The organism is Streptomyces sp. ISL-94 (assembly GCF_018614075.1).
Taxonomy (GTDB): domain Bacteria; phylum Actinomycetota; class Actinomycetes; order Streptomycetales; family Streptomycetaceae; genus Streptomyces.
Map to the genome: position 1 here is coordinate 60,328 of NZ_JAGGOZ010000008.1, position 19,760 is coordinate 80,087.

The 19,760-nt window shown below is 70.1% G+C and carries 14 protein-coding genes; 6 read left to right on the forward strand and 8 right to left on the reverse strand.

Annotation, left to right across the window (positions count from 1 at the left end):
* Nucleotides 1-94: 94 nt before the first annotated feature.
* The 8 genes from J7E94_RS02510 to J7E94_RS02545 all read right to left on the reverse strand — a co-directional run bounded on the left by J7E94_RS02510 (nucleotide 95) and on the right by J7E94_RS02545 (nucleotide 12,179).
* Nucleotides 95-1,039: a GNAT family N-acetyltransferase gene (locus J7E94_RS02510; protein ID WP_215011902.1), complete on the reverse strand. Its 945-nt coding sequence runs from the start codon at nucleotides 1,037-1,039 to the stop codon at nucleotides 95-97.
* Nucleotides 1,040-1,289: 250 nt separating this feature from the next.
* Nucleotides 1,290-2,336, reverse strand: a complete 1,047-nt coding sequence (locus J7E94_RS02515) for an ABC transporter ATP-binding protein (protein WP_215011904.1) — start codon at nucleotides 2,334-2,336, stop codon at nucleotides 1,290-1,292.
* Nucleotides 2,329-3,384, reverse strand: a complete 1,056-nt coding sequence (locus J7E94_RS02520) for an ABC transporter ATP-binding protein (RefSeq protein ID WP_215011906.1) — start codon at nucleotides 3,382-3,384, stop codon at nucleotides 2,329-2,331. The genes J7E94_RS02515 and J7E94_RS02520 overlap by 8 nt, the downstream gene beginning before the upstream one ends.
* Nucleotides 3,385-3,397: 13 nt before the next feature.
* Nucleotides 3,398-4,357, reverse strand: a complete 960-nt coding sequence (locus J7E94_RS02525; RefSeq protein ID WP_215011908.1) for an ABC transporter permease — start codon at nucleotides 4,355-4,357, stop codon at nucleotides 3,398-3,400.
* Nucleotides 4,350-5,297, reverse strand: a complete 948-nt coding sequence (locus tag J7E94_RS02530) for an ABC transporter permease (protein WP_215011910.1) — start codon at nucleotides 5,295-5,297, stop codon at nucleotides 4,350-4,352. The genes J7E94_RS02525 and J7E94_RS02530 overlap by 8 nt, the downstream gene beginning before the upstream one ends.
* 92 nt (nucleotides 5,298-5,389) lie before the next feature.
* The gene (locus J7E94_RS02535) at nucleotides 5,390-7,009 is read right to left on the reverse strand and encodes an ABC transporter substrate-binding protein (RefSeq protein WP_215011913.1); all 1,620 of its coding nucleotides are present in this window, start codon (nucleotides 7,007-7,009) and stop codon (nucleotides 5,390-5,392) included.
* Nucleotides 7,010-7,459: 450 nt separating this feature from the next.
* On the reverse strand, nucleotides 7,460-9,364 hold the full coding sequence (gene typA / locus J7E94_RS02540) for a translational GTPase TypA (RefSeq protein ID WP_215011915.1): 1,905 nt from the start codon (nucleotides 9,362-9,364) through the stop codon (nucleotides 7,460-7,462).
* 376 nt (nucleotides 9,365-9,740) lie between these two features.
* Nucleotides 9,741-12,179, reverse strand: coding sequence for an ABC transporter substrate-binding protein (locus J7E94_RS02545; protein ID WP_251056011.1), 2,439 nt, complete (start codon nucleotides 12,177-12,179; stop codon nucleotides 9,741-9,743).
* Between the two features lie 345 nt (nucleotides 12,180-12,524).
* Here J7E94_RS02545 and J7E94_RS02550 point away from each other — a divergent pair, with 345 nt between their 5' ends.
* The 6 genes from J7E94_RS02550 (at nucleotide 12,525) to J7E94_RS02575 (ending at nucleotide 19,421) form a co-directional block, all read left to right on the forward strand.
* Entirely contained in the window at nucleotides 12,525-12,746 is a 222-nt protein-coding gene (locus tag J7E94_RS02550; protein ID WP_215011917.1) for a hypothetical protein, read from the forward strand.
* 108 nt (nucleotides 12,747-12,854) lie between these two features.
* The gene (locus J7E94_RS02555) at nucleotides 12,855-13,679 is read left to right on the forward strand and encodes a hypothetical protein (RefSeq protein ID WP_215011920.1); all 825 of its coding nucleotides are present in this window, start codon (nucleotides 12,855-12,857) and stop codon (nucleotides 13,677-13,679) included.
* A gap of 1 nt (nucleotide 13,680) precedes the next feature.
* Nucleotides 13,681-15,594, forward strand: coding sequence for a fumarate reductase/succinate dehydrogenase flavoprotein subunit (locus J7E94_RS02560; protein ID WP_215011922.1), 1,914 nt, complete (start codon nucleotides 13,681-13,683; stop codon nucleotides 15,592-15,594).
* Nucleotides 15,594-16,367 (forward strand): succinate dehydrogenase/fumarate reductase iron-sulfur subunit, encoded by a 774-nt coding sequence (locus J7E94_RS02565; protein WP_215011924.1) that lies wholly within the window; start codon nucleotides 15,594-15,596, stop codon nucleotides 16,365-16,367. The genes J7E94_RS02560 and J7E94_RS02565 overlap by 1 nt, the downstream gene beginning before the upstream one ends.
* Before the next feature lie 156 nt (nucleotides 16,368-16,523).
* A complete protein-coding gene (locus J7E94_RS02570; protein ID WP_374224376.1) occupies nucleotides 16,524-18,647 on the forward strand; it encodes a YgcG family protein in 2,124 nt (707 codons plus the stop codon).
* Between the two features lie 54 nt (nucleotides 18,648-18,701).
* Entirely contained in the window at nucleotides 18,702-19,421 is a 720-nt protein-coding gene (locus J7E94_RS02575; RefSeq protein WP_215011927.1) for a PspA/IM30 family protein, read from the forward strand.
* The last annotated feature ends 339 nt before the right edge of the window (nucleotides 19,422-19,760 follow it).

Sequence of the window (19,760 nt, forward strand, 5' to 3'; positions counted from 1 at the left end):
AGGGGTCCCGAGACTTGCTTGGGGCCACTGTCACCCCAAGTGAGGGATCACACACTCCCGCTTGGCCCAATTGCACCCGCGCGTCACGTGGCTGTCACCCCTGCGAGTGCAAAGGCAGCTCCCAGGTGTCGACCGCGTGGTGCAGGCGCATGCCGTGCGCCTCGTAGAGCGCGAGTGCGCCGGTTTCGTTGGCGGTGTCCACACCGAGGCCTACGGTGTCGCGGCCGCGGGCGGCGTAGACGGCGAAGGCGTGGCGCAGCAGGAAGCCTCCTATGCCGCGGCCGCGCAGGTCCTCCCGTACGCCGATGCGGCTGAGCCAGCCCATGCTCGTACGGTCGTCCCGGGTGAGCAGCACGGCCACGTCGCCCTCGGCGGGCAGGGAGGCGATCCATACGAGGGACCAGTCGAGCTTGCGGGCGTCGAGGTGGTCGAGCCAGGGCTCGTACGCGCGCTCCACGTGGCCGAAGTGGGCCGCGAAGGTCTGCTCGACCAGGGCGTGGGCCCGGCGCCGGTCGGCCTCGTCGGTGCCGCAGTGGCGCAGGGTGAGTCCGGCAGGAGCGGCCGGCGGGAGTTCGGCGGCGGGGGCGAGGGCGCGGGTCATGACCTGGTAGCGGCGGACGGTGCGGTAGCCGCGCACGGTGAGCAGGGAGAGGTCGAGGGTGGGCTTGATGTTGAGCTGGAGCCGCAGCCGGCCCTGGGCGGCCCCGGCTGCCAGCTCGCGGGCCCGGGCCTCCATGAGCTCCAGCAGCCGGACGGCGGCCTGCGGGTGGGCGGGCAGGACGTAGTGGTCGCCGTCGACGTGCCCGGGCCCGGAGTCCGTCCAGATGAGGGCGTAGGCCACGAGCCGGCCGTCCTGGAAGGCGAGCCAGGAGTCGGTGGCCAGGTCGACGCCGGGGTGGTTGAGGTCTGCCTCGACGGTGCCGAGGTCGGTATCGGGGCGGCCGGTCTCGATCACGTCCACGGCGTTGAGCAGGGCGCAGATGTCGGACGCGTCCCCGGGCCCGGCGGGCCGGACGGTCAGCGGGTGCGTTTCTCGCATCCGCTCACTGTCAGGGGGCTCGGGGTGCACACGCAACTCCCTTTCGGGGAGCGCCTCTCCAGCCCCGCCGGCGTTTGAGGCGCGGGGTCCGGGGCGGAGCCCCGATCCTTCAGCCCCGCCGGCGTTTGAGGCGCGGGGGCTCGGGGGCAGAGCCCCCGCAACGACGCCGAACGCATCGCCCCCGCGGGGAAACGGCAGGGCGCCCGGCACCGGATGAGTCCGGTACCGGGCAACGTACGGCTACGCGGGATCAGACGGCCAGGATGGCCTTCTCCTCCGCGAAGTGGCACGCCGACTCGTGCGCGGCCGGGGTGTTGACACCCTGGAAGCGCGTCGGGATCGCCAGCAGCGGCTCCTCCGTGGCGCACTTGTCCTCGGCCTTCCAGCAGCGGGTGCGGAAGCGGCAGCCCGACGGCGGGTTGGCCGGGGACGGGACGTCACCGGTGAGGATGATGCGATCGCGGCCCTCGCGGGCGTCCGGGTCGGGGACCGGGACGGCGGAGAGCAGCGCCTGGGTGTACGGGTGGGTCGGGTGCTCGTAGATCTCGGCGTCGGAGCCGATCTCGGCCATCTTGCCGAGGTACATGACGCCGACGCGGTCCGAGATGTGCCGGACGATCGACAGGTCGTGCGCGATGAAGACGTAGGACAGGTCGAACTCGTCCTGCAGCTTCCCCATCAGGTTGATGACCTGTGCCTGCACCGACACGTCGAGCGCGGAGACCGGCTCGTCGCAGATGATGATCTCCGGGTTGAGCGCGAGGCCGCGGGCGATGCCGATGCGCTGGCGCTGGCCGCCGGAGAACTGGTGCGGGTAGCGGTTGATGTACTCCGGGTTCAGGCCCACGACGTCCAGGAGCTCCTGGACCTTGCGGCGCCGGTCGCCCTTGGGAGCCACCTCGGGGTGGATCTCGAAGGGCTCGCCGATGATGTCGCCGACCGTCATACGCGGGTTGAGCGAGGTGTACGGGTCCTGGAACACCATCTGGATGTTGCGGCGGACGACCTTGAGGGCCTTGCCGGACAGCTTGGTGATGTCCTGGCCCTTGTAGAAGACCTCGCCGGCGGTGGCCTTCTCCAGGCTCATCAGCAGCTTGGCGACGGTGGACTTGCCACAGCCGGACTCGCCGACGATGCCGAGGGTCTCGCCGCGGTAGAGGTCGAAGGAGACGCCGTCGACGGCCTTGACCGCGCCGACCTGCTTCTTGAACAGGATTCCCTGGGTCAGCGGGAAGTGCTTGACCAGGTTGCGCACCTGGAGGATCGGCTCGCCCTTGGGCTTGGTGAGCTCAGCCATGGATCTGCTCCTTCCAGAAGTGGCACGCGCTGCCGCGGCCGGGCAGCTCGGTACCGTCCCGCTCGGTCACCTGGTGCAGGACGGGAACGTCCGTGCGGCAGATGTCCTGTGCCATGGGGCAGCGCGGGTTGAAGGCGCAGCCCGGGGGGATGTTGAGCAGGTTGGGCGGCAGGCCCTTGATCGCGTAGAGCTCCTGGCCCTTCTGGTCCAGGCGCGGGATCGAGTCGAGCAGGCCGCGGGTGTACGGGTGCGCCGGGCGCTTGTAGATCTCGTGGACCGGGGCGTTCTCGACGATCCGGCCGCCGTACATGACGGCGATCTTGTCCGCGACGTCGGCGACGACGCCGAGGTCGTGGGTGATCAGGATCAGGCCCATGTTCATCTCGCGCTGGAGCTCCGCGAGCAGGTCCATGACCTGGGCCTGGACCGTCACGTCGAGAGCCGTGGTGGGCTCGTCGGCGATGATCAGGTCGGGCTCCAGGGCCATCGCCATGGCGATCATGATGCGCTGGCGCATACCGCCGGAGAACTGGTGCGGGTAGTCACCCACGCGCGCCTTGGCGGCGGGGATCTTCACCCGGTCCATGAGCTCGACGGCCTTGGCCGTGGAGTCCTTCTTGGACATCCCGCGGTGGACGCGGAACATCTCGCCGAGCTGGGCGCCGACGGTGTGCACGGGGTTCAGCGAGGACAGCGCGTCCTGGAAGATCATGGCGATCTTCTGGCCGCGGACCTTGCGGAACTCCTCCGCCGGGAGCTTGAGCAGGTCGGTGCCCTGGAACAGGATCTCGCCGTGCGGGATCCTGCCCGGGGGCATGTCGAGGATGCCCATGATGGCCTGCGCCGTCACGGACTTGCCCGAGCCGGACTCGCCGAGGACGGCGAGGGTCTCGCCGGCGTTCACGGAGTACGAGACACCGTTGACCGCCTTGGCGACACCGTCGCGGGTGTGGAACTCGACGTGCAGGTCGCGCACTTCGAGCAGGGGGATCCCCTCCGGCGCCGAGCGGGGCGCGGGGACGTTCGAGGTCTTGTCGATGATGGTCAACGTACGCCCTTCCTCAGCGCAGCTTCGGGTCGAGGGCGTCGCGCACCGCGTCGCCGACCATGATGAACGCGAGCACCGTGATGCTCAGCGCGGCGGCCGGGAACAGGAGCACGTGAGGGGCCTGGAGCCAGCGGACGGAAGCGTCGCTGACCATCAGACCCCAGGAGATCTGCGGGGGCTGGACACCGATGCCGAGGTACGACAGGGCCGCCTCGGCGGAGATGTACACACCGAGGCTGATCGCACCGACCACGATGACGGGGGCGATGGCGTTCGGCAGGATGTGCCGCAGGGTGATGCGCAGGGTGCCGGCTCCGAGGGCGCGCGCGGCGACCACGTAGTCGTTGTTCTTGTTCTGCAGCACCGAGGACCGCATGATGCGGAAGATCTGCGGCCAGCCGAGGGTGGCGAGCACGACCGAGACGGTCCAGGCGTTGCCCGGCAGGGCCGACATGATCAGCATGCCGCCGAGCAGCAGCGGGATGGCGAAGAAGATCTCGGTGAAGCGGGACAGGATGCTGTCCACGATGCCACCGGTCCAGCCGGCCAGCAGGCCGAGCGCACCACCGACGATGATCACCAGGGCGGTGGTGACGATGCCGACGATCACGGAGTTGCGGGCGGCCCACACCGTACGGGTGTAGACGTCGCAACCCTGGATGTCGTAGCCGAACCAGTGGTCCGCGCTCGGCTTCTTGAGCGAGTCCTGGAGGGTGCAGGCCGCGCCCTCGAAGGGGCTGCCGTCGGTGAACCACTCCGGGAACGCCGAGATGACCAGCATGCACAGGACGAGGAAGGCACCGATCAGGAAGACCGGGTTGCGGCGCAGATCGCGCAGGGCGTCGGACCAGAGGCTGGCCTCGCGGTCCTTCTTGCTCCTCTTGCCGTTCTTGGAGACCGGCGCGCCGGTGGAGGGGGCTCCGGCGATCTGGGTGTCGGTCATCGAGTCCCCCACCGTAGTTGTGTCACGCATAGCGGATCCTCGGGTCGAGCACGGCGTAGAGCAGGTCCACGATCAAGTTCGCGATGAGGTAGACGAGGACCAGGATGGTCACACCGCCCACCACGACCGCGCCGTCCTTGAGGTACACGGACTTGGCGAGCAGACCGCCGACGCCGTGGATGTTGAAGATCCGCTCGGTGATGACCGCACCGCCCATGAGCGCACCGAGGTCGGCGCCCAGGAACGTGATGATCGGGATGAGTGCGTTGCGCAGCGCGTGGTTCACGACGACGCGGCGACGCGGGAGGCCCTTGGCGGTCGCGGTGCGCACGTAGTCGGCGCGCATCGTCTCCATCAGACTCGTACGCGTCAGTCGGGCCACGTACGCGAGTGAGGTGGAGGCGAGAACGAGTGCCGGCATGAGGTAGGCGATCAGGCCGTCGTTCTCGTTGAAGCCGGGCTTGAAGAGATCGATGCCCCACTCGTCCTTGAGCTGCACGCCGAGCGTCAGCTGGAGCACGAAGCCGGTGACGAAGACGGGGATGGAGATGACCATCAGCGTGGAGAGCAGGACCAGCTGGTCGAGGAACTTCCCGCGGCGCAGCGCTGCCATGACACCGGCCAGCACACCGACGATGGCCTCGATGACGAAGGCCGCGAGAGCCAGGTTCACCGTGTAGGGGAACGCCTCGGAGAACTGGTCGAGGACCTTTCGGCCGTTCAAGGACTGGCCGAGGTTCCCCTGGAAGACTCCGGTGATGTAGTTCCAGTACTGCAGCAGGAACGGGTCGTCGAGGTGGTACTGCTTGCGCAGCATGGCAGCGACGAGCGGGTCTGCCTTCTTCTCTCCCGCGAGGAGCTGGATCGGGTCAGCTCCCGGCATCTTGAAGGTCAGGAAGTAGATAAGGAATGTGGCACCGAGCAGGACAGGGATCGCCTGTATGAGTCGGCGGATGAGGTAGCGGCCCATCAGACCTCCAGCAAGAGCAGGGGGAAAGGGCAGGCAGACGGAAACCTGATTCCGTCTGCCCGCCCCCGGGTCCCCTTAAGTGAAGAGGGGTGTTAGTTGAGCTCGACCTTGGCCAGGTCCATGCGGCCCTGGGCGTCGACCTCGACGTTCTTCACGGTCTTGGAGTAGGCCGAAGAAGACATGTAGGTGAAGACGGGGATGTACGGCAGGTCCTTGACGAGGATGTCGTCGGCCTGCTGGTACAGCTTCTGGCCCTCGGCGGCGTCAGCGGCCTTGTCGGCCTTGTCGAGGAGGGCTTCGAAGTCCTCGTTCACGTAGTGGCCGTAGTTGGAGCCGTTCTCGATCGCGACCTTCGAGAAGATCGGACGCATGTAGTTCTCCATGGCCGGGTAGTCCATGACCCAGCCCATGCGGAAGGCGCCCTTGTACTTCGAGGCACCCAGGTCGTCCAGCATCTCGCCGAACTTGGTGAACGGCTTGGCGGTGACCTCGACGCCGAGGTTCGCCTTCAGCTGGTTGGCGACGGCCTCGATCCACTCCTTGTGGCCGCCGTCGGCGTTGTAGCCGAGCTCGATCTTGTTGCCGGGGACGCCGCCCGCCTGGGTGAAGAGTTCCTTCGCCTTGGTCGGGTTGTACGTACCGGCCTCGCCGAGCGCACCCTTGCGGTAGCCCGGGATGATCGGGCTGACGAAGTCGTCGGCCGGCTTGCGGGTGTTGTTGAAGATGGTCTTCGTGATGGCGTCCCGGTCGATGGCCATCGAGATGGCCTTGCGGATCTCGACCTTGCCGAACGCCTCGGGGTTCTGCGCGAGCGGGAGGCCGATGTAGCCGACGCCGGACTCGGGCTTGTAGATGTAGCGGTCGCCGAACTCCTGCGAGACGCTGGCCATCGCCGACACCGGGAGCTTGTCGGTGATCTGGATGGCGTCGGCACGCAGGTCGTTGTACGCCGTGTCCAGGTTGTCGTAGATCCGGAAGGTGACGCCCTCGAGCTTGGCGCGACCCTCGGCCGGGTACTTGTCGTACCGCTTGACCTTGATCTGCTTGTTGTGCTCCCAGGCACCGTCCATCTGGAAGGGGCCGTTGCCGATCGGCTTCTCGCCGAAGGCCTTCGGGTCCGCCTCGAACGCCTTCGGCAGCGGGTAGAAGGCGTTGTAGCCCAGCATCGTCTTGAACTGGGAGAACGGGTCCTTCAGCGTGACGGTGAAGGTCATCTCGTCGACGATCTTCAGGCCCTTGAGCTCCTTGGCGGTGGGCTTCTTGTCCTTGCCCGGCGCCAGCTCGTCCGAGCCCTCGATCTTCGAGAAGAACGGCATGCCCTCGGCCGCGTTCTCCTGGTTGGCGCCCCAGTTCCACGCACGGACGAAGGACTGCGCGTCGAGCTTCTCGCCGTTGTGGAAGGTGAAGCCGTCCTTGACCTTGATGGTCCAGGTCTTCGAGTCCGTGGTGGTGATGGACTCGGCAGCAGCGAGCTGCGGCTCGTTGGTCTTGTTGTCGTACGAGACCAGCGCGGTGAAGACCGCGTTCAGGACCTCGGCGCCCTCGGACTCGGCGGTGTTCTGACCCACCAGGCCGTGCTGCGGCTCACCCAGCTGCACGGTGATGTTGCCGCCGCCGCTCTTGGCGTCGTCCTTGCCGGTACCGCAAGCCGTGGCCGCCATCGCAACGATGACGGCACCCACGACCCACTTGGCGCTCGTTGCTCCGCGCATGGGTAATTGCCTCCTCAGGAGTCACTGTCGATATGTGAAGGGCCCGGTGCCGCTGACACCCCTGACAGCGAATTCCGGCCCCATCGTGTGTGCTCGTGAGTCGGCGCTCCCCACAGCGCATGACCCATTGACCCGAGCTCAATGGAGCCATCCTCAGGGACGCCCAGACCGTAAACCACACTTAAGTGGTCTCGTTTTCACAACATCACCGCATGTCGAAAACCCGAAATCCGGACAAACAGATAGGAGACAGACACGTGCGAAACGGACTGTTAGCTCACCTTCCGGAGTGTCACGGTCGGTATGCGGACACCAGAACGCAATAATCCGCTTGACAAAAGCGAACAGCCCCTCCCGTCACGGACTCCGTGAAGGGAGGGGCTGCTGCGCTCTGTGATCTTTCGGCCAACCCGGTCGCCGCCCTAGCGGCGACTGGGGTGAAGCCGGGTCCTACTTGCCGGACTTGGCGCGCGACGCGGTGCGCGAGCGCTCCTTCTGGTCCAGGACGACCTTGCGGATGCGGACGGCCTCCGGGGTGACCTCGACGCACTCGTCGTCGCGGCAGAACTCCAGGGACTGCTCCAGGGAGAGCTTGCGGGGCGGCACCACGTTCTCCGTGTTGTCCGCGGAAGCCGCACGCATGTTGGTGAGCTTCTTCTCCTTGGTGATGTTCACGTCCATGTCGTCGGAGCGCGAGTTCTCGCCGACGATCATGCCCTCGTACACCTCGGTGCCGGGCTCGGTGAACAGGACGCCGCGCTCCTGGAGGTTGATCATCGCGAACGGCGTGACCGAACCCGCGCGGTCCGCGACCAGCGAACCGTTGTTGCGGGTCACCAGCGGGCCGAACCACGGCTCGTGGCCCTCGTGGATGGAGTGGGCGATACCGGTACCGCGGGTGTTCGTCAGGAACTCCGTACGGAAGCCGATGAGACCGCGCGACGGGACGACGAACTCCATGCGGACCCAGCCGGAGCCGTGGTTCGACATGTTGTCCATGCGGCCCTTGCGGATGCCCATGAGCTGCGTGACCGCGCCCATGTGCTCCTCGGGGACGTCGATCGTCATGCGCTCGACCGGCTCGTGCACCTTGCCGTCGATCTCCTGCGTGACCACCTGCGGCTTGCCGATGGTCAGCTCGAAGCCCTCGCGGCGCATCTGCTCGACCAGGATGGCGAGCGCGAGCTCACCACGGCCCTGGACCTCCCAGGCGTCCGGACGCTCGGTGTCGAGGACGCGGAGCGAGACGTTGCCGACCAGCTCGCGGTCGAGGCGGTCCTTGACCTGGCGGGCGGTGACCTTGCGGTCCTTGACCGCGGACTTGGCGTCCGCGCCCTTGCCGCTGCCGCCGCGGCCGACCATCGGGGAGGTGTTCGTACCGATGGTCATGGAGATCGCCGGCTCGTCCACCGAGATCAGCGGGAGCGCGATCGGGTTCTCCGGGTCGGCCAGGGTCTCGCCGATCATGATGTCGGGGAAACCGGCGACCGCGCAGATGTCACCCGGGCCCGCCACCTCGGCCGGCTTGCGGGTGAGCGCCTCGGTCATCATCAGCTCGGTGATGCGGACGTTCGAGACCGTGCCGTCACGCTTGATCCACGCGACCGTCTGGCCCTTGCGCAGCTCGCCCTGCTCGACGCGGACCAGGGCGATACGGCCGAGGAAGTTGTCGGCGTCCAGGTTGGTGACGTGGGCCTGGAGCGGGGCCTCCTCGTCGTACACCGGGGCCGGGACGTGCTCCAGGATGGTGGAGAAGAACGGCTCCAGGCTGTCGCTGTCCGCGGGGACGGTGCCGTCCTCGGGCTTGGTCAGCGAGGCGACGCCGTCACGGCCGCAGGCGTAGACGATCGGGAACTCGATCTGGTCCTCGTCCGCGTCCAGGTCGAGGAAGAGGTCGTACGTCTCGTTGACGACCTCGTCGATCCGGGAGTCCGGACGGTCGGTCTTGTTGATGCAGAGGATGACCGGCATCTTCGCCTGCAGAGCCTTGCGCAGGACGAAGCGGGTCTGGGGCAGCGGACCCTCGGAGGCGTCCACCAGCAGAACGACGGCGTCCACCATCGACAGACCGCGCTCGACCTCACCACCGAAGTCGGCGTGGCCGGGGGTGTCGATGATGTTGATCGTGATCGGGGCCCCGCCGTCCTTGGGGTGATACTTCACCGCCGTGTTCTTGGCGAGGATCGTGATGCCCTTCTCACGCTCCAGGTCGTTCGAGTCCATCATGCGGTCGTCGAGGTGCTGGTGGGCGGCGAAGGCACCGGCCTGCTTGAGCATGGCATCGACGATGGTCGTCTTGCCATGGTCGACGTGGGCGACGATGGCGACGTTACGGATGTCGTGGCGCGTGGGCACTTCGGCGCTTCTCCCGGGATCGTGGATGGCGTCGCGTACGGTCCGGCACGCGCGCCTCGACCGGGCGAAAACCTGCCACGGCCTTACCCCATGGTACGTCGGATGGCGGGAACCGCCTGCCGGGGGGTCTGTCAAGAGGCCGGACGAATGAGGAAGGCCGGGTGTGGGGTGGGGAGTCCCGGCCGTGGCGATGCCTGTGTTCACAAGGGATTCATGCGGGTCAATGGGTAGACGTGACGATGCCCGCCGGGGTACCCGGCGGGCAAGGGACTTGAGTCACATCTGAGGTTTTGACCCCAGGGTCAACCTGACAGGCCCCGTTTTGTCACCACATCTTCTTCTCTTGTGCGCCCTGCTGTGCGCCCTGCGCGACCGCCTACTTCTCCTTCGCCTTGTCCTTGGCGGCCGACTGCTTCTTCCAGCCGATGTCCTGGTAGCGGGGGGCGCCGAGGCCGAAGGCGCCCGCGTTGACCAGCGAGGGCTTGACGGCCACCAGCTCCGGGCGCTGGTAGAGCGGGACGGAGCCCGCGGCGGCCCAGATCCGGGCGTCCGCCTTGCGCATCAGCTCCCGGGACTGCTCCTCGTCCAGCTCGCCGAGCGCCTGGTCGAAGAGCTGGTCGATGTGGTCGGTGCCGACCCGGGTGTAGTTCTGTTCGACGAGGAGCGAGCCGTCCGCGGCCGGCTCCGGCTTGGCGAAGATCGGCCGGGCGTCGGTGGCCGGGTAGGCGGTCGCCGGCCAGGAGTAGAGGGCCAGGTCGTACTGGCCCGAGGCGATGTGGTCCTTGAAGAAGCTCTCGTCGGCCACCTTGGTGATCTCGGTGCTCACGCCGAGCTTCCGGAGCATCTGGGCGATCCGCTCGCCGACCGTGCGCAGGGCCTCCGAGCCGGGGCCCGACGGCAGGACGAAGCGCAGGTTGAGCGCCTTGCCGTCCTTGGCGAGCATGGAGCCCGAGGTGCGGACGGCCTGCTTGGCCGGGGGCGCGGAGGGCTTGGCCGGCTCGGCCCCCTCGCCGTCGCGGGCCGGGTTGCGCTTGCCGTCGTCCGCTACGGAGGCCGCGGAGCCCAGCGCGCCCGCGGCGGCGGCCTGGGCCAGCAGGGAGGCCTGCTGCCGGGCCGCGAAGGGGGCGGGGGCCAGCACCGGGGAGGGCAGGTCGTGGGCCGCCCCCGCGGCGAACATGTCGGCGTCGACGATCTCGCCGTCGGGGCCGTCCGCCGGGAACCCGGCCAGGACCCCGTCGCCGCTGTGCCCCTCGGGGCCCTCGGGGCGGCTGCCGTGCGTGCCGCCGTGGTCCCCGTTGCGCTCGTCGTCCTGGCCCACGATGTACAGGCCGTCGTTGCCGGTGCCCGGGCCGGACGGGGTCTTCCCGTCGTCCTGCCGGCCGCCCTCCGCGCTCTCGGGGCCGGCCTTGGCGCCCGGCTGCTCGGTGAGCTTGCCGCCGCGGCGCCAGCCCGCGTCCGCGAGGAGGGCCTCGGCCGCCTTGGTGTCCTGGCCGCCGAGGGCGTCGCTGTTGTCGGCGTACGCCTGCTGCCCGGCCAGCGCCAGGTGGCTGCCGACCGGCTTCGCGGGGAGGCCGAGCGGCTTGAGTACGAGCTCGGCCAGCGCCTTGCGGTCCAGGGCCCGGGCCACCGCCCGGCGCACCCGCTCGTCGGACAGCGGGCCGGAGGCGCCGTTCATGGCGAGCTGGGTGTAGGCCGGCTCCAGGGACTTGCGCACGGTGAAGTTCCGCAGGGCGTCCTGCTCGTCGGCGTACCGTTTCACCGCCTCGGCGTGCTTCTGCCGGGTGTCCCGCTCCGCCGTGGCCTTGGCCTCGTCCGCGCCGAAGGCGGTCGCCCAGGACAGCGTGGCCTCCGCGGGCGTCATCGCGGCGCCCGGACCGTGCGCCGGGGCCCCGCCCGAGCCCGCTCCGCCCTGGCCGCCCTGCCCGCCCTGCCCGCCCTTGGCGCCCGCTTCCCGGCGGGCCAGCGCGATCCGGTCGGCGCCCGCGCGGTCGATCTCCGCCAGGTCCAGCTTCCCGGCGGCCAGCGCGGCCGGGCGCTCGGCCCTCGGCACCGCCGTCAGCACCATCGTGTCCAGCTTCGCCGGCCGGCCCCACCAGCGCGGATTGCGGTTCAGGGCGACGGTGCCGGTCTTCTTGTCGATCGCCCCGAGGCCGAAGGGTCCGGCGGTGGCCTTGAGGGTGCCGCGGGCGCCCTCGTTGAAGGCCTCCGGGGTGCCCATGACCTGCTTCGGGTAGAGCGGGGTGAAGAGCGAGCGCCAGTCGGCGTACGGCTTGGCGAAGGTGACCTTGACCTCCAGGTCGGTCTTGCCCCGCTCGATCTTCTCGATGCGCTCGTATCCGGCGTTGCGGGCCGTCCAGTACGCCGAGTCCTTGCCGTTCAGGGCCCGCCACTGGGCTACGAAGTCGGCCGCGCCGATCTCCCGGCCGTCGCTCCACACCGCCTGCTGGTTCAGCTTGTACAGGACGACCTGCTTGGGCTCCCGCTCGACGACCCCGGCCTTCTCCAGGTAGTCGGAATTGGCCACCGGCCGCCCCTTGGCGTCCAGCACGAACAGCTGCGGCAGCACCGCCCCGGCGATCCGGTTGGTCGTGCCGTCCGCGTCGGCCTGGAAGGTGTTCAAGGTCTCCGGGAGGGTGTCCACCGCCCAGCGCAGCACACCCCCGTCGGCGACCCTGTCGCGGGCCGTCGCCGCGATGTCCTGGCCGGCGGCGACCGGGCCGCCCTCGTCGTCACCCGCGCCGCAGCCCGTGAGCAGTGGCAGTGCGAGGACTCCCGAGGTCAGGAGCGCCAAGGACCTGCGCCTTCTCTGGGACATGGGTGGTACCTCCGGGGCGGGGCGTGGGGGAAGCATGATCACGTTCGGCGGTATATGGAGCTGATCACACCGGTTGCCGGAACCCACTGAAATCCACGCCCGGCCGCACCCCTCGCAGCCGCCTCGCGCCACGCCGCGAACCCCACCCGTGCGGACCAATCCCACTTGCGCGCCGACGGGCGTTCCCCCGGGAGAGGGATGAGAATGGGGGGCAGGGAGGGGCGCACGGTTCACGCCTGCGCGCCCGCAATCGCTGCACGTCCCTTCACAAGGGGGGACGGGAAGCGCGACACTCGCAGGCGCACATGAGCGTTCCCACCGCACCCGCGGAAGTGAGGGCAAATCATGTCCCTGCAAGACGATCTGAGTGCCGTACGGCGCAACCTGGACGAGCTGACGCGCAAGGTCGAACAGCTGGAACAGCAGGCCAGGCGCCAGAAGCCGGGCCCGGCCGCGGCGCCGGACCCGTCCCGGATGGTGACCATCCCGGACACCCCGTACGACAACGCGCTGTGGACGGACACCGACGACGAGGGCCTGGGCGCACGCGACCGCCGCGCCCCCTGACCCCGGCGGCCGCCCCCGCGCAGCCATCCGACCTCTGCACCCATCTGGCCCGGCCGTACGCGGCCGGGCCTCCTGGGCCACCCCTCATCACTCCACCCGGAGTCCCCTTTGGCCACAGGCACACAACCACCCCAGCAGCGGCCCGGCGGCGTCCACGACGCCTCCCGGGCCGCGATCGCTCCCCGGCACCTGCGGACCGACCGGTGGTGGCTGGCCCCCGCCGGCACCGCGGCCGGGCTGCTCGCCTTCGTCGTCTACTCGACCTGGCGGGCCTTCGCGAACGCCGACTACTACGCGGCCCCCTACGTCTCCCCGTTCTACTCCCCGTGCCTCGCGGAGAACTGCCAGGAGATGCGCGGCGGCCCCAACTGGGACCTCTTCGGCAGCTGGTGGGGCCTTTCGCCCGCCCTGCTGATCCTGGTCTTCCCGCTCGGCTTCCGCCTGACCTGCTACTACTACCGCAAGGCCTACTACCGGGGCTTCTGGGCCTCGCCGCCCGCCTGCGCAGTCGCCGAGCCGCACGCGACGTACACCGGCGAGACCCGCTTCCCGCTGGTCTTCCAGAACATGCACCGGTACTTCTTCTACGCGGCGGTCCCGGTCGCGGGCATCCTCACGTACGACACGGTGCTGACCTTCCGCGACGAGCACTACGCGTGGGGCCACATGGGCCTCGGGACGCTGCTGTTCGTCGTCAACATCGTGCTCATCTGGGCGTACACACTGTCCTGCCACTCCTGCCGCCACATCATGGGCGGCAAGCTCAAGCACTTCTCGAAGCACCCGGTGCGCTACCGGCTGTGGGGCTGGGTCAGCCGGCTCAACTCCCGCCACATGCTGCTGGCGTGGGCCTCCCTGATCAGCGTGGCCCTGTGCGACTTCTACGTGTACCTGGTGGCCAGCGGCGCCTTCACCGACCCGAGGATCTTCTGAGATGGCTCAAGTGGAACGGCAGCAGTGGGACGTGGTGGTGGTCGGCGCGGGCGGCGCCGGGCTGCGGGCCGCGATCGAGGCCCGCGAGCGCGGCGCCCGTACGGCCGTGATCTGCAAGTCCCTCTTCGGCAAGGCCCACACGGTGATGGCCGAGGGCGGGATCGCCGCCTCCATGGGCAACGTCAACGAGGGCGACAACTGGCAGGTGCACTTCCGCGACACGATGCGCGGGGGCAAGTTCCTCAACCAGTGGCGGATGGCGGAGCTGCACGCGAAGGAGGCCCCGGACCGGGTCTGGGAGCTGGAGACCTGGGGCGCGCTCTTCGACCGCACGCCGGACGGCAGGATCTCGCAGCGCAACTTCGGCGGGCACGAGTACCCGCGGCTCGCGCACGTGGGGGACCGCACCGGCCTGGAGCTGATCCGCACCCTCCAGCAGAAGATCGTCCAGCTCCAGCAGGAGGACTTCAAGGAGTACGGGGACTACGAGGCCCGGCTCAAGGTCTTCCAGGAGTGCACGGTCACGCGGGTGCTGAAGGACCGCGGCCTGAGCGGCGGAGAGAGGGTCTCGGGGACCTTCTGCTACGAGCGCGAGTCCGGCCGCTTCTTCGTGCTGGAGGCCCCCGCGGTGGTCCTGGCCACGGGCGGGATCGGCAAGTCCTTCAAGACCACCTCGAACTCGTGGGAGTACACGGGCGACGGCCACGCGCTGGCCCTGCTCGCGGGCGCGCCCCTGCTGAACATGGAGTTCGTGCAGTTCCACCCCACGGGCATGGTCTGGCCGCCTTCGGTGAAGGGCATCCTCGTCACCGAATCCGTGCGCGGCGACGGCGGGGTCCTGCGCAATTCCGAGGGCAAGCGGTTCATGTTCGACTACATCCCCGACGTGTTCAAGGAGAAGTACGCCGAGTCGGAGGAGGAGGGCGACCGCTGGTACGAGGACCCGGACCACAACCGGCGTCCGCCCGAGCTGCTGCCGCGCGACGAGGTGGCCCGGGCCATCAACTCCGAGGTGAAGGCCGGCCGCGGGTCCCCGCACGGCGGGGTCTTCCTGGACGTCTCCACCCGCATGCCGGCGGAGAAGATCAAGCGGCGGCTGCCGTCCATGTACCACCAGTTCAAGGAGCTGGCGGACGTGGACATCACCGCGGAGCCGATGGAGGTCGGCCCGACCTGCCACTACGTGATGGGCGGGATCGCGGTCGACTCGGACACCGCCGCGACGGTCGGCGTCCCGGGGCTCTTCGCCGCGGGCGAGGTCGCGGGCGGGATGCACGGCTCGAACCGCCTCGGCGGGAACTCCCTCTCCGACCTGCTCGTCTTCGGCCGCCGGGCCGGTCTGCACGCGGCGGAGTACGCCTCGGGGGCCGGCGCACGCCCGGCGGTCACCCAGTCCGAGATCGACGCGGCGGCGGCGGAAGCCCTGGCCCCCTTCCACGCGGAGGACGGCGCGGAGAACCCGTACACCCTCCACCAGGAGCTCCAGACGACCATGAACGACCTGGTCGGCATCATCCGCCGCGAGGGCGAGATGGCCGAGGCCCTGGAGAAGCTGGCGGCCCTGCGCGTACGGGCGGCGCGCGCCGGGGTCGAGGGGCACCGCCAGTTCAACCCGGGCTGGCACCTGGCGCTGGACCTGCGGAACATGCTGCTGGTCAGCGAGTGCGTGGCCCGCGCGGCCCTGGAGCGCACCGAGAGCCGGGGCGGGCACACCCGCGAGGACTGCCCGGCGATGGAGCGCGACTGGCGCCCGGTGAACCTGCTGTGCCGCCCCGTCGACCCGGCCCCTGCGGATCCCGCAGCCGACCGGATCGCCCTGGTCCGCACCCGCACCGACCCCATCCGCCCGGACCTGCTCGCGCTGTTCGAGAAGGAAGAGCTGGTCAAGTACCTCGCCGAAGAGGAGCTCTTCTAGTGACTACCTACGACGCACGCTTCCGGATCTGGCGGGGCGACGCCGAGGGCGGGGAACTGCGGGACTTCACCGTCGAGGTGCACGACGGGGAGGTGGTGCTGGACATCGTCCACCGGCTCCAGGCCACCCAGGCCTCGGACCTCGCGGTGCGCTGGAACTGCAAGGCGGGCAAGTGCGGCTCGTGCAGCGCGGAGGTCAACGGCCGACCGCGGCTGATGTGCATGACCCGCATGTCGACCTTCGAGCCGGACGAGACGATCACGGTCACCCCGCTGCGGGCCTTCCCGGTCGTCCGCGACCTGGTGACGGACGTGTCCTTCAACTACCAGAAGGCGCGCGAGGTCCCGGCCTTCGTGCCGCCGGAGGGGGTGGCCCCGGGCGCGTACCGGATGCAGCAGGTCGACGTGGAGCGCTCGCAGGAGTTCCGCAAGTGCATCGAGTGCTTCCTGTGCCAGGACACCTGCCACGTGGTGCGTGACCACGAGGAGAACAAGACGGCCTTCGCGGGCCCGCGCTTCCTCATGCGGGTGGCGGAGCTGGACATGCATCCCCTGGACGCGGCGTCGGAGGCGGGCCTGGACCGCAAGCGAACCGCCCAGGAGGAGCACGGGCTCGGCTACTGCAACATCACCAAGTGCTGTACGGAGGTCTGCCCCGAGGGCATCAAGATCACCGACAATGCCCTGATCCCGCTGAAGGAGCGGGCGGTGGACCGCAAGTACGACCCGCTGGTGTGGCTGGGCAGCAGGATCCGGCGGCGTTCGGAGCCGTAGCGCGCCCCGGCCGCTCACCGCGCGGGAGGTGCCCCCTGGGAGAACGCCGTATGACGTGATGCCAGGGGGCTTCGCTGCGGGGCGTCCCCACCGCCGGGCGGTGCGCGTCTCCGGGTGCGGGGGCGGGAGAGCGACCATAGCCTCCCCTATGTGACCCTGCCGATTCCGCCGAAGCGACGTACCGCCACCGCCCGCATATCCGTACGGGCCGCGCTCGCCCTCGCCTGCGGGCTGCTGGCGCTCGGCTGGGGGGTGGCCGGGGCGCCGCCCGCGCGGGCGGACGATCCCGTCACCCTTTCGCAGCAGGGGCAGATCACCGACCGCGTCGGGGCGCTGGGCGACCGCAAGGCGGCCGTCACCGCCGCGCTCGACAAGCTGTACGCCGACCGGAGGATCCAGCTCTTCGTGGCGTACGTACGCGACTTCTCCGGGCGCTCGTCCCAGAGCTGGGCCGATGCCACCGCCGAGAAGAACGGCCTCGGCCAGAACGACGTCCTGCTGGCCGTGGCGACCGGGGCCCGGCAGTACGCCTATTCGGCCGCCGTCGACTCCGGTTTCACCGAGCAGCAGCTCGCGACCGTCGCGCAGACCGCCATCGAGCCGGCCCTGAGGCAGAACGACTGGGCGGGCGCCGCCATCGGCGCGGCCCACGGCTACGACGCGGTGCTCGGCGGACTGCCCGTACCCGTGCCCGCCATCACCCCCGGCCAGGCCGATCCCGGCGGCGGGGCGAGCGGCGGGAGCGGGGCAGGGGACTTCGTGCTGCCGGTGGTCGCGGTCGGCGCGGCCGGGGCGCTCGGGGCGTACGCGTACCGCCGCCGCAAGCGCAAGGACGCCGTGATCGGTGCCGGCGGCCGGGGTACGACGACCGGGCCGGGCTGGCCCGAGGGGGCGCCTGACCGGCTCCCGCTGCCGGAACTGGACGCCCGGGCCAAGGCGCTGCTGGTGGAGAGCGACGACTCCGTCCGTACGAGCACCGAGGAGCTCGGTTTCGCGTCGGCGCAGTTCGGCGACGAGGCGGTCGTCCCCTTCACCGAGGCCGTGGAGTACGCGAAGGGCGAGCTGACGCAGGCCTTCCGGCTGCGCCAGCAGCTCGACGACGCCTACCCGGAGGACGACGCGACCCGGCGCCGGATGCTGGACGAGATCGTCGCCCGGTGCACGGAGGCGAACCGGCGGCTGGACGCGGAGTCGGCGGACTTCGACCGGCTGCGGGACCTGGAGAAGAACGCCCCGCAGGCGCTGGCGACCGTGGAGGCGCACTTCCGGGCGCTGACCGGGCGCACCACGACGGCCGAGGCGACCCTGGCCGCGCTGGCGCGGCGGTACGCGGACTCCGCGTCCGCGCCGGTCGCCTCCCACCCCGAACAGGCGAAGGACCGGCTGCTGTTCGCCACCACCCACCTCGGTGAGGCCCGCGCGGCCGTGGACGGCGGCGACAACGGCAGGGCGGCCGTGCACGTACGGGCCGCCGAGGGCGCGGTGGACCAGGCCGCGACCCTGGTCGACGCGGTCGAGCGGCGGGCGCGGGAGCTGGCGGAGGCGGCCGGCAAGCTGCCGGGCGCCCTGAACGAGACGGAGACCGACCTCGCCGACGCGCACGGTCTGCTGAGCGGCACGCCGGCGGAGGTGCCCACGGCCGATCTCCAGGGCCGCATCGGCCGGGCGGACGCGGTACTGGCCGACGTACGGCAGGAGCAGGCGGCCGGCCGGTACGACCCGATCGACGCCCTGCGGCGCGTGGAGGAGGCCGACGCGGCTTTGGACGAGGCCCTGGCCGGGGCGCGGGAGCGGGAGTCCGGCCGGCAGCGGGCGGCGGCCCTGCTCGACCAGGCCACGCTCTCGGCGCGCAGCGCGATCGGCGCGGCCGCGGACTACGTCACCACCAGCCGGGGCGCGGTCGGCAGCCAGGCCCGGACCCGGCTGGCGGAGGCGCAGCGGCACCTGGAGCGGTCGGCGTCGCTGACCGGGTCCGACCCGGCGGCCGCGCTGGCGGAGGCGCAGCGGGCGGACGCGCTGGCCCGGCAGGCGCAACAGCTGGCGGAACAGGACGTACGGGGCTTCCAGAACCCGTACGGCGCCGGGCGCTCCGCCGGCGGCGGCCGGGGCGGCGCGGTGCTCGGCGGGATCATCCTCGGCGAGCTCCTGCGGGGCGGCGGGATCGGCGGTTTCGGCGGCGGGGGCGGTTTCGGCGGCGGGGGCGGGGGCGGAGGCCGTGGCCCGGGGTCCTTCGGCGGCGGCGGAACCCGCGGCCGGATGGGCGGCGGCGGCCGTTTCTGACACCGCGTGCGCATCGCGGGACCCGTTACGCACACCACACAAGGAGAGACCCCGATGAGCAAGCAGACCATCCTCGGCCGCGTCACCCAGCTCGCCAAGGCCAACATCAACGCCCTGCTGGACCAGGCGGAGGACCCGCAGAAGATGCTGGACCAGCTGATCCGCGAGTACTCGAACAACATCTCGGAGGCCGAGCAGGCGGTCGCGACGACGATCGGCAACCTGCGGATGCTGGAGGCGGACCACAAGGAGGACGTGGAGGCGGCCGCCGAGTGGGGCCGCAAGGCCTTGGCCGCGAGCCGGAAGGCGGACGAGCTGCGGGCGGCGGGCTCGACGGCGGACGCGGACAAGTTCGACAACCTGGCGAAGGTGGCGCTGGGCCGGCAGATGCAGTCGGAGAAGGAGGCGGGGACGGCGGAGCCGGCGATCGCGGCCCAGACGGTGGTCGTGGACCAGCTCACGTCGGGTCTGGACTCGATGAAGTCGAAGCTGACGGAACTCCAGGCGAAGCGGGACGAGCTGGTGGCCCGGGCGAAGACCGCGCAGGCGCAGAACACGATGCTGGACGCGGTGAAGAACATCGACGTCATGGACCCGACGAGCGACCTGAACCGCTTCGAGGAGAAGGTCCGCCGCGAGGAGGCGATGGCACTGGGCAAGCAGGAGCTCGCCGCCTCGTCCCTGGACGCGCAGTTCGAGTCCCTGGAGGACCTGGGCAAGGCCTCGGAAATCGAGGCCAGACTCGCCGCCCTCAAGTCAGACAAGGCCGCCTGACCCTCCCGGGGGCAATCCAGCCCCGCCGGCGTGTCAGGTGCGGGGTCTGGGGCGGAACCCCGGAGCCGGCCCGCAGGGAACCTTCGGCGCGAGCCAAGGTCCAGCCCCGGCGGCCATTGAGGCGCGACGGGCCGGGGGCCGGCCCCCGGGAGGGGTTGGAACTGCTGTCTGGTGACTGGGTTTGAGTGTGTTCTGGCGTGGATTAGTGAGTGCCTCGTCCGTGGTGGTGGGTCGATGCCGGGCGGGAACGGAGGTTCTTGCATCGAATGGGTGACCTCTGTTGGGGGTGGTCGTTGGGTGGGGGATGGGTTCTTTCGGTACCGGGGTGGGTGCTGGGTG

Bases quoted from the DNA above. Each gene is read 5' to 3' on its own strand.
- J7E94_RS02510 (WP_215011902.1), bottom strand. From the start codon at position 1,039: ATGCGAGAAACGCACCCGCTGACCGTCCGGCCCGCCGGGCCCGGGGAC.
- J7E94_RS02515 (WP_215011904.1), bottom strand. From the start codon at position 2,336: ATGGCTGAGCTCACCAAGCCCAAGGGCGAGCCGATCCTCCAGGTGCGC.
- J7E94_RS02525 (WP_215011908.1), bottom strand. From the start codon at position 4,357: ATGCGTGACACAACTACGGTGGGGGACTCGATGACCGACACCCAGATC.
- J7E94_RS02530 (WP_215011910.1), bottom strand. From the start codon at position 5,297: ATGGGCCGCTACCTCATCCGCCGACTCATACAGGCGATCCCTGTCCTG.
- J7E94_RS02535 (WP_215011913.1), bottom strand. From the start codon at position 7,009: ATGCGCGGAGCAACGAGCGCCAAGTGGGTCGTGGGTGCCGTCATCGTT.
- J7E94_RS02545 (WP_251056011.1), bottom strand. From the start codon at position 12,179: ATGTCCCAGAGAAGGCGCAGGTCCTTGGCGCTCCTGACCTCGGGAGTC.
- J7E94_RS02550 (WP_215011917.1), top strand. From the start codon at position 12,525: ATGTCCCTGCAAGACGATCTGAGTGCCGTACGGCGCAACCTGGACGAG.
- J7E94_RS02560 (WP_215011922.1), top strand. From the start codon at position 13,681: ATGGCTCAAGTGGAACGGCAGCAGTGGGACGTGGTGGTGGTCGGCGCG.
- J7E94_RS02575 (WP_215011927.1), top strand. From the start codon at position 18,702: ATGAGCAAGCAGACCATCCTCGGCCGCGTCACCCAGCTCGCCAAGGCC.